At 61.9% G+C, this 231-nt stretch carries 1 protein-coding gene; it reads right to left on the bottom strand.

All coding sequences use genetic code 11. From position 1 onward, the window contains the following. Positions 1-231: efflux RND transporter permease subunit (locus tag AX685_RS14890; protein ID WP_156445836.1), on the bottom strand; the 231-nt coding region annotated here is incomplete at both ends.

Below are 231 nucleotides of genomic sequence, written 5' to 3'. Positions count from 1 at the left end.
CGCCGGTCAGCGTGAGCAGCGGTACGTAGACGAGGATGATGATTGCCTGCCCGTACACAGAGGGACGGATCATCTCACGCGCAGCGGCTGCCACGGTCGCGAGCCGTTCCTTGACGCTGAGCAATCGGCCTTCATGATGCTGTTGCTCGGCAAGCCGGCGCAGCGCGTTTTCGACAATGATGACGGCGCCGTCGACGATCAGACCGAAGTCCAAAGCCCCAAGGCTCATCA

The sequence above is a fragment of the Sphingomonas sp. CCH9-F2 genome (genome assembly GCF_001556735.1).
Taxonomy (GTDB): Bacteria; Pseudomonadota; Alphaproteobacteria; order Sphingomonadales; family Sphingomonadaceae; genus Sphingomonas; species Sphingomonas ginsenosidimutans.
Note: the sequence above shows the minus strand (reverse complement) of the source record. Positions and strands in the feature narration are given on the sequence as shown.